At 71.5% G+C, this 8646-nt stretch carries 8 protein-coding genes; 5 read left to right on the forward strand and 3 right to left on the reverse strand.

The annotated features are described in order from the left end of the window. Positions 1-37: 37 nt before the first annotated feature. Positions 38-628, reverse strand: a complete 591-nt coding sequence (locus tag ABNT58_RS00405) for an XRE family transcriptional regulator (RefSeq protein ID WP_348751540.1) — start codon at positions 626-628, stop codon at positions 38-40. 143 nt (positions 629-771) lie between these two features. On the opposite strand from ABNT58_RS00405, the gene ABNT58_RS00410 reads away from it, so the two are divergent. Both ABNT58_RS00410 and ABNT58_RS00415 read left to right on the forward strand, forming a co-directional pair. Then, a complete protein-coding gene (locus ABNT58_RS00410; protein WP_348751541.1) occupies positions 772-3285 on the forward strand; it encodes a PAS domain S-box protein in 2514 nt (837 codons plus the stop codon). Positions 3286-3335: 50 nt separating this feature from the next. Then, positions 3336-4022 (forward strand): response regulator transcription factor, encoded by a 687-nt coding sequence (locus tag ABNT58_RS00415; protein WP_348751542.1) that lies wholly within the window; start codon positions 3336-3338, stop codon positions 4020-4022. A 54-nt stretch (positions 4023-4076) separates the two neighbouring features. Here ABNT58_RS00415 and ABNT58_RS00420 read toward each other — a convergent pair whose 3' ends face one another. Both ABNT58_RS00420 and ABNT58_RS00425 read right to left on the reverse strand, forming a co-directional pair. After that, positions 4077-4364, reverse strand: a complete 288-nt coding sequence (locus tag ABNT58_RS00420) for a hypothetical protein (RefSeq protein WP_348751543.1) — start codon at positions 4362-4364, stop codon at positions 4077-4079. Positions 4365-4481: 117 nt separating this feature from the next. After that, positions 4482-5222 carry a DUF6321 domain-containing protein gene (locus ABNT58_RS00425; protein WP_348751544.1) on the reverse strand — a complete coding sequence of 247 codons (741 nt, stop codon included), beginning with the start codon at positions 5220-5222 and terminating at the stop codon, positions 4482-4484. Between the two features lie 144 nt (positions 5223-5366). Here ABNT58_RS00425 and ABNT58_RS00430 point away from each other — a divergent pair, with 144 nt between their 5' ends. The 3 genes from ABNT58_RS00430 to ABNT58_RS00440 form a co-directional block, all read left to right on the forward strand. Beyond that, positions 5367-5759, forward strand: a complete 393-nt coding sequence (locus ABNT58_RS00430) for a PAS domain-containing protein (RefSeq protein ID WP_348751545.1) — start codon at positions 5367-5369, stop codon at positions 5757-5759. A gap of 3 nt (positions 5760-5762) precedes the next feature. Next, positions 5763-7094, forward strand: a complete 1332-nt coding sequence (locus ABNT58_RS00435; RefSeq protein ID WP_348751546.1) for a diguanylate cyclase — start codon at positions 5763-5765, stop codon at positions 7092-7094. A 25-nt stretch (positions 7095-7119) separates the two neighbouring features. After that, a partial coding sequence (locus ABNT58_RS00440; RefSeq protein ID WP_348751547.1) for an EAL domain-containing protein occupies positions 7120-8646 on the forward strand: 1527 nt, incomplete at its 3' end.

Below are 8646 nucleotides of genomic sequence, written 5' to 3' on the forward strand. Positions count from 1 at the left end.
GCGCCGATGCGGCGCAGCGTGAGCGGGGGTGAGTCCATCAGGTCCTCCGGCTGGGAAAGCTGGGCAAGGTGGCCAGCGCCACCAGATAGCGGGCCGGCTTGCGGCCGGGGTTGTGGTACGTGATGGGCGCGTCCAGCCGCATGGCCAGGCAGTCGCCGGTGGCCAGGCGCCACAGGTTGCCGCCCACCGTCACCTCCATCTGGCCGTCGATCATCCAGACCTGCTGGTGGATCTCGGACTCGCGCCCCGCGCTGTCCAGCGCCACCCGCTGGCCGGGCGGAAAGATCACGTCCACCAGCTGCAGGGCCGAGCGCACCGGCGGCGACACGTTGCGCCGCACATAGCCGGAGGCGGGGTCGGTCCACACCGGCTGCTCGGCCACCCGGGCCAGCGGGGAAGGCTCGGCCGCGGCCTGTGCAGGCGCCGGTTCGAACAGCGAGGCCAGCGCCACGCCCAGCGCGGTGGCCAGCCGGTCGAGCACCGCCGCGGTGGGGCTGCTGCGCCCCCGCTCGATCAACGAGATGTTGGAGCGGCTGACCCCGCTGCGCTCGGCCAGGGCCTCGAGCGACAGGCCCAGTTGCTGGCGCAGGCTGCGCACCCGGTGCGCGATGAGTTCATGCACGTCCATGGCATCCAGTTTACTGGAATATTTCATCCAGTTTAATGGCATGTTTGCGTTGACCCACGCGTACCTGTCCGTCCAATGAAGGGCATTCCACGGCCCTTATGCGTGCAACAGGGGCACCCGTCGCGTCCACAATCGCGCCCACCATGGAAGTAGCCGACGCGCCGACCGCCGAGAACCTGGCCGCAGGGCGCGCGCGCGTGCCGCTGGAGCGCCGGGCCGCGCTGGTGTGGCTGGTGCTGCTGATCGTCATCACCAGTGCGCTGGTGGCCACGCTGTCGAGCGTGTCGCTGCGCAGCAGCCGCCAGGCGCATACCCAGCGCGCGCTGGACGCGGTGCAGAACATCGCTAACAGCCTGCAGCAGGCCGTCGCGGCCGACCTCGACCGCGTGGGCATCGCGCTGGACGCCTTTGCGCTGGCCTATGAGCGCGCCAATGCCCGCGGCGACGCCAGCGAGGCCGTGCTGCGCCAGCTGCTGGCCGAGCAGCAGCGCATGGTGCCGGCCCGCGCCACGCTGCGCATGACCACGGCCGACGGCGACCTGCGCTTTGGCGAGCTGGCGGCCAACTTCGCCGACCGCAGCTACTTCCAGCAGGCCCGCGATGCCGCCACCGACGAGGTGGTGGTGTCGGAGCCGGTGCGCTCACGCATCGACGGCGAATGGGTGGTGATGGTGGTGCGGCGCCTGACCGCGCCCGACGGCCACTTCGCCGGCGTGGTGGGCGTGGACCTGCACCTGTCGCATTTCGAGCGGCTGCTGGGCACGGTGCAGCTGGGGCCGCAGGGCGCCGTGGCGCTGCGCAGCGCCGACCTGGCGCTGGTGACGCGGCTGACCAGCGCCGCCGGCGTGCCACCGGCCGACATCGGCACCCGCCACGTTTCGGAAGAGCTGCGGCAGGCCCTGGCGCAGCGGCCACGGGCGGGCAACTACATCGCCTACACCGCGCTCGATCAGATCGAGCGGGCCAATGCCTACCGCCGGCTCGACCGCTACCCGCTGATCGTCATCGTCGGCATGTCCACCGCCGACTACCTGGAGTCCTGGTACCGCGAGGTGGCGGTGGTGTCGCTGCTGGCCACGCTGGTGGTGGCGGCGCTGGGGGCCTCGTCGCTGTTCATCTGGCGGGCCTGGCAGCGGGCGGCCGACAACGCCCGCGCCGCGCGCCGCGAGGCCCACCGACACCGGGCACTGATGCTCACCGCCAGCGACGGCATCCATGTGCTGGACCGCGCCGGGCAGGTGGTGGAGCTCAATGAATCGTTTGCCGCGATGCTGGGCTACCCGCGCGAAGCGATGCTGGGCATGCACGTGAGCGAGTGGGACGTGCGCTCTTCCGCCGACGCCTTGAACCGCATGGTGGCCAAGGTGCGCGTGGGCGACCGCTTCAAGCTGCTCACCCGCCACCGCCGGCGCGACGGCGGCGTGCTGGACGTGGAGGTGGCCGTGGTGGGCGTGCACATCGACGGCCAGGACCTGCTGTACTGCTCGGCCCGCGACGTGACCGCCCGCAGCGAGGCCGAGCGTGAACTGCGGGCCAGCCGCGAACTGCTGGACCGCACCGGCCGCCTGGCCCGCGTGGGCGGCTGGGAGGTGGACCTGCGCAGCGGCAGCCTGACCTGGTCGGACGAGACCTGCCGCATCCACGGCGTGCCGGTGGGGCACCGGCCGACGCTGATGCAGGCGCTGGACTTCACCGAGCCCGCACACCGCCCGCTCATCGAGGCCGCGGTGGACCTGGCGCTGCACGAGGGCAAGCCCTGGGACCTGCAGCTCGGCCTGCACACGCCCGACGGCCGCCAGGTGTGGGTGCGCTCGGTGGGCGCGGCCGAATTCGAAGGCACGCAGCCGGTACGGTTGGTGGGCGCCATCCAGGACATCACCGAGAGCGAACAGCGCCGCACCGAGCTGGCCCGCGAGCAGGCGCTGCGCAGCGAGGTGGAGCGCCATGCCGCCGAGCTGGCCACGCTGCTGCAGGAGCGCAGCAACATGCTGGACGTGATGGCCCATGAAGTGCGCCAGCCGCTGAACAACGCCTCGGCCGCGCTGCAGGGCGCGGCCACCGCGATGGCCGGCGTCAGCGACCAGGTGGCGCTGCAGCGGGTGACGCGTGCACAGGCGGTGATGGGCCATGTGCTGGCCAGCATCGACAACACGCTGGCGGTGGCTTCGCTGCTGGGCCGATCGGGGCCGATCGAGCGCTCGGACACCGACATCGACACGCTGGTGGAGGTGTGCATCGCCGACATGCCGGCGGCCGAGCGCCACCGCGTGGTGGTCGAGCGCGTGACCAGCACCCGCACTGCCCTCATGGACATGAGCCTGATGCGGCTGGCCCTGCGCAACCTGCTGTCCAACGCCTTGAAGTACAGCCCGGCAGGCGCGCCGGTGACGGTGCGGCTGTCGGACTCGGACGAGCCGCTGGCGCTGCTGATCGACGTGATCGACCAGGGGCCGGGCGTGTCGCCGCAGCTGGCCTCGCGCCTCTTCCAGCGGGGGGTGCGCGGCCACCATCCGGGCGGCCCCGCCGGCCTGGGCCTGGGCCTGTACATCGTGCGCCGCGTGATGGAGCTGCACGGCGGCCGCGTGCTGGTGGTGGAGCCCGGTGCATCGCCGGGTCTGACGATCAGACTGGTGATTGAGCAGGAAACCGGTGAATAGAGGAACGCAGCCTGCGTTACCCTCCCATCTTTGTATTTCTCTGACGCGCAATGCTTCCGCAAACATTGGCGCTCGTCGACGACGATCTGGAGTTCTCCGAATTCCTGGCGCTCGACCTGCGTGCCCGGGGCCTGGAAGTGAAGGTGTATGCCGACAGCAGTGATCTGCTGGCTGACCCGGACGGCTTCCGCTTCGACTTCTACATCCTCGATCTTTCGCTGCCCGGCGTCGACGGCGTCGAGCTGATCCGCATCCTGCGCCGGCGCAGCACCGCCGGCGTGCTGGTGGTGTCGGGCCGGCTGGCGCCGGACGTGTTCGAGGCCGTCATCACGGCCGGTGCCGACATGTACCTGGCCAAGCCGGTGGGCTTCGACCAGGTGGCGCTGGCGGTGCGCGCGGTGCAGCGCCGCGCCGTGGCCGCCCGCGAACAGGTGCAAAGCTGGCGGCTCGACCGCCGCGCCAGCGAGCTCATCGCGCCCGATGGCGCGAAGGTCTCGCTCAGCGCCAGCGACCTGGCGGTGATGGAGTGCTTCCTGGAAGCCGGTGGCGAGCCGGTGACCCGCGAGACGCTGCGCCAGCGCCTGGGCCGCGATTCGCCCGACCACCCGGACAACCTGCTGCACGCCACCATCTACCGGCTGCGCCGGCGCATCGAGCGCGCCACGCCGATGGTGGTGCCGCTGCAGTCGCAGTCGCGCGTGGGCTACGTCTTCCGCGGCACGCTGGCGGTGGCCTGACGAATCCGGGGCCGGGCGCCGTGGCGCCTTCGCCCTCACGCCCCGGCCTGGCTTTTAACGCCCCATGCCGGACGCGGCGCCGGCGGGTCCCGTCGCGGGTGCTGAAGCAGGCCCTGACTGCGCCCCGGCCTTGGCCGGCTTCTTGGTGGCCACGTCCGACTTGGCGGCCTCGGTGGCGGCCGGCGGCTTGGCGGCCTTGTCGCCCTGCGCCCCTGGCGTGGAGGCGGTGCTGTCGGCCGGGCGCGGCGGTGCCGCCTGGCTGGTCTGCGCACCGGCCAGGCCGGTGGTGCCGGCCAGCAGGGCCGCGATCAGCGCGGCGCGGCAACGAAGGGATGCATGCATGGCTTGTCTCCTGTGTGGGCAATGGCAATGCGGCGCGCAGGCCTGCCCGCCGCTGACCGACACCGGGCAATCGACAAGCCCGGCGCCATCCGCACGATGGGCGCCGCCGAGCTGCCTTCAGCCGCGGTCCTTGAGCTTCTGGTAACGGTCGAGCAGCCGGCGGCCGGCTTCGGCGATGCGGCGCGCCTGGGCCTCGGTGGTGGGCACCTTCTCGCCCCAGGCATGGGCCGACAAGGCAAGGCGCGTGGGCCGGCCGTTGGCATCGACCAGCGGCGGCAGCGGATCGCGGCCATAGAAGCGCACGGCCCAGCTGCCCTTGCGCTTCATCTCCTGCGGCGTCATGTCGCTGATCTTTTTCTTCACGCCGGGCTGCAGGTGCGCGCCTTCGCTGCGTGCGTACTCGGCGCGGCCGGCCGCCGTCAGCCCGCCGGCGGGGTCGCGGGTGGCGGCCTTCTTGGCGGGGGCTTTCTTGGCGGGGGCTTTCTTGGCCGCCGTCTTTTTCGCGGCGGCTTTCTTGGCAGGTGCCTTCTTGGCAGCGGCCTTCTTGGCCGGCGCGCGCTTGGCGGCCGCCTTCTTCGCCGGCGCCTTCTTGGCCGCAGTGGATTTCGCGGTGGTCTTCGCCGCCGACTTGGCAGCCGTCTTCTTCGCAGCCGCCTTCTTCGCCGGCGCCTTCTTGCCAGCTTCGGCCGCATGCATGTTGTCCACCAGGTTCGGGTAGGGCCGGCCGGCCTTCTTGGCGGCGCGCTTGGCGCTTGCCTTCTGCTGCGGGCTCAGGTGCCTGGCGGGCTGGCCGCTGCTTTCCTTGGGGTTGGCGCGGTCCCAGGGGGCTTTGGCCGAAGAAGTCTTGCGAGCGGGCATGGCGTGAAGCGGTTGTCAGCACGGAGGCCGGGGCCACGGATCGGCAAGCCCTGTGCCCATGCGGGGTATGGCCGCCTGCTCAAGTTGCCCCGCCGCAGGCCGATCTCCACCGCATTGGCACCTCCGCCGTACCCAGCAGTTCCCATGACGTCACACGCCCTTGCCGCCTCGTATGCCGAGCCGGACCTCCTGCCCCAGCTGCAACAGGCCACCGACGCCGACCTGGACACCCTGGACTTCGGCGTGATCGGCTTCGACGCCGAAGGCATCGTCCGCCGCTACAACCAGTTCGAATCCCGGGCCGCCGGCCTGTCGCCGCAACGGGTGCTGGGCCATGCGCTGTTCACCGTGGTGGCGCCCTGCATGAACAACTACCTGGTGGCCCAGCGCTTCGAGGACGCGGCCGCGCAGGCCGTGCCGCTGGACGACAGCATCGACTACGTGCTCACGCTGCGCATGCGCCCGGTCAAGGTCAAGCTGCGGCTGCTGGCCGCCCCGGGCGACGCGCTGCGCTACGTGCTGGTTCACCGCGGCTGAAAGATGCAGCACGCCCACCCCGGACTGGAAGAAGAGTTCGAGGCGCTGACGCAGTTTCTGTACATGGCCCCCATCGGCCTGGTGCAGCTGCGGCCGGACGGGGAGATCCTGATGATCAACCCGCTGTGCGCCCAGCTGCTGATGCCGCTGTCGCCGCAGGGCGACCTGTCCAACCTGTTCACCGCCCTGTCGGGGCTGGCGCCCGACCTGGCCCACCAGGTGAGCCAGTTCGCGCCCCTGCACGGGGTGGTGTGCGACGCGCTGCAGCTGCAGGTGCGCGGCCACGGTGGCGGCCGCGAAGCGCCGCGCGTGCTGTCGCTGACGCTGCTCAAGCTCGACGCCGAGCGGCTGATGGCCATGCTCAGCGACGTGACGCAGGCGGTGCAGCGTGAGCAGGCCCTGCGCCAGAACCACGCCTGGATCCACACCCTGGCCACCGGCCTGACCGACTACACGCTGATGACGCTGGACGCCCAGGGCCGCGTACAGAGCTGGAACCCCGGCGTGCAGCGCCTGACCGGCCATGACCGCGACAGCGTGCTGCAGCGCAGCTGCGCCCTCTTCTACCCCGAAGGCAGCATGAGCCCCGAGCGCCTGGCCGACCGGCTGGACGACGCCCGACGCACCGGCTGGAGCCTGGACGAAGGCTGGCGCCAGCATGCCGACGGCAGCCGCTACTGGGGCAGCTGCCTGCTGGCGCCGCTGCACGGACCCGAGCCGCAGGGCAGCAGCGAGCGGGGCTATACGCTGATCATCCGCGACGTGTCGGACCAGCGCGAATCGACCGAGGCGCTGCGCCGCTCGGTGATGAGCGACCACCTGACCGGCGTGGCCAACCGCCGCGCGTTCTACGACGCGGCCGAGGCCGAGCTGCAGCACTGGCTGCGGGCGCCGCGCTCGCTGTCGCTGGTGCTGATCGACGCCGACCACTTCAAGCGCATCAACGACGCACACGGCCATGCGGTGGGCGATGCGGTGCTGCGCCACCTGGCCGCCGGGCTGAAGGCCGCCTTCCGCGAGATGGACCTGGTGGCCCGGCTGGGCGGCGAGGAATTCGTGGTGCTGCTGCCCGGCGCCAATGCCGATGCCGCCGAAGGCCTGGCCCGCCGCGTGTGCCGCGAGCTGGCCAGCCATGCGGTGGAGGTGGAAGGCAGCCTGATCCGCTACACCATCAGTGCCGGCGTGGCCGCGATGGAGCCCGGCATCACCGACGTGGACACGCTGGTCAAGCGGGCCGACGTGGCCATGTACGCCGCCAAGCACAGCGGTCGCAACCGCGTGGTGCGCTGGGATGCCAGCCTGCAGGGCGCCACGGCGCCGCGGCAGGCGGTGTGAGCACGGGATGTCCGAGGCAGGCCGCATGTCCGAGCACACGCCCACCGCGTACGAGTCGCTGATCCAGTTCCTGTACCAGGTGCCCATCGGCCTGGTGCAGACCACGCTGGACGGCGAGATCACGATGATCAACCCGATGGCCGCCCAGCTGCTGATGCCGCTGGCGCCGGCGGGCGACCTGACCAACCTGTTCGACGTGCTGCAGGACCTGGCGCCGCCGCTGCGGGCCCCGGCCCGTGCGGCCATGCGCGCGCTGCCGCCCGGCAGCGTGGTGTGCGAAGGCCTGCGCCTGAACCTGCCACCCTCGGCCGGCCCGGGGCAGACGCTGTCGCTGCGGCTGCTGCGGCTGGACGCCGGCACGCTGATGGCCAGCCTGACCGACGTCTCGCTGATGGTGCTGCAGGAGCAGCAGCGGCTGGACAAGCAGCTGCGCGATGCCAACCGCATCGACAGCCTGACCACGCTGCCCAACCGCACCGCGGCGCTGGAACGCATCGAGGCGGCGCTCGGCCGCAGCGCGGCCGACGACACGCGGCAGTTCGCGGTGCTGTTCATCAACTGCGACCGCTTCGAGCGCATCAACCTGACGCTGGGCACCGCCGCCGGTGACGAGCTGCTGCGTGTGATGGCCGCGCGCCTGAACGGCACGGTGCGCCAGGGCGATTCGGTGGCCCGCGCCAGCGGCCCGCTGCAGACCGCCGCGCGCCTGGGCGGCGATGAATTCGTGGTGGTGCTGGACGGCCTGCGCGTGGGCGACGACGCCCGCACCGTGGCCCAGCGGCTGACCGAGGTGCTGTGCAAGCCCTACATGCTGGGCGACCGGCCGGTGCACCTGACGGTGAGCATGGGCGTGGTGGTGAGCCCCGAGCCCGGCGCCACCGCCGATTCGGTGCTGCAGGACGCCAGCCTGGCCATGCGCGAGGCCAAGCGGGCCCATGGCGCGCGCTACTGCGTGTTCGAGCCGCTGATGAAGGAACAGGCCTGGCGCCGCGGCAGCATCGAAGGCGAGCTGCGGCGCGCCATCACCGAAGGCCAGCTGTTCGTGGTGTACCAGCCCATCGTCGACCTGGGCAGCGGCCTGGCCGTGGGCGCCGAAGCGCTGGTGCGCTGGCGCCACCCGGAACGCGGCATCGTGCCGCCGATCGAGTTCATCGAGATCGCGGAGGAAACCGGCCTCATCGGCCGGCTGGGCGAATACGTGCTGACAGAAGCCTGCCGTCAGTTCGTGCAGTGGGGCGGCGAGCTGGGCGCGCAGGCGCCGCGGCTGCTGTCGGTCAACCTCTCACGCGCGCAGCTGTTCGAAGGCGACATCGCCGCCCAGGTGGCGGCCGCGCTGCAGCGCAGCGGCCTGCCGCCGCAGCAGCTGCAGCTGGAAGTGACCGAAAGCCTGGCCGCGCAGGACGACCGCATCCAGGCCCGGCTGCATGAGCTGAAGGCGCTGGGCCTGAGCCTGGCGCTGGACGACTTCGGCACCGGCTATTCGTCGCTGGCCAGCCTGCACCAGCTGCCGGTGGACGTGGTCAAGATCGACCGCAGCTTCGTCAGCCAGTCC

Source organism: uncultured Aquincola sp., assembly GCF_964001545.1.
GTDB lineage: Bacteria > Pseudomonadota > Gammaproteobacteria > Burkholderiales > Burkholderiaceae_C > Aquincola.

Coding starts and splice junctions, on each gene's coding strand:
- ABNT58_RS00405 (WP_348751540.1), bottom strand. CDS start 628: ATGGACGTGCATGAACTCATCGCGCACCGGGTGCGCAGCCTGCGCCAG.
- ABNT58_RS00410 (WP_348751541.1), top strand. CDS start 772: ATGGAAGTAGCCGACGCGCCGACCGCCGAGAACCTGGCCGCAGGGCGC.
- ABNT58_RS00415 (WP_348751542.1), top strand. CDS start 3,336: ATGCTTCCGCAAACATTGGCGCTCGTCGACGACGATCTGGAGTTCTCC.
- ABNT58_RS00420 (WP_348751543.1), bottom strand. CDS start 4,364: ATGCATGCATCCCTTCGTTGCCGCGCCGCGCTGATCGCGGCCCTGCTG.
- ABNT58_RS00425 (WP_348751544.1), bottom strand. CDS start 5,222: ATGCCCGCTCGCAAGACTTCTTCGGCCAAAGCCCCCTGGGACCGCGCC.
- ABNT58_RS00430 (WP_348751545.1), top strand. CDS start 5,367: ATGACGTCACACGCCCTTGCCGCCTCGTATGCCGAGCCGGACCTCCTG.
- ABNT58_RS00435 (WP_348751546.1), top strand. CDS start 5,763: ATGCAGCACGCCCACCCCGGACTGGAAGAAGAGTTCGAGGCGCTGACG.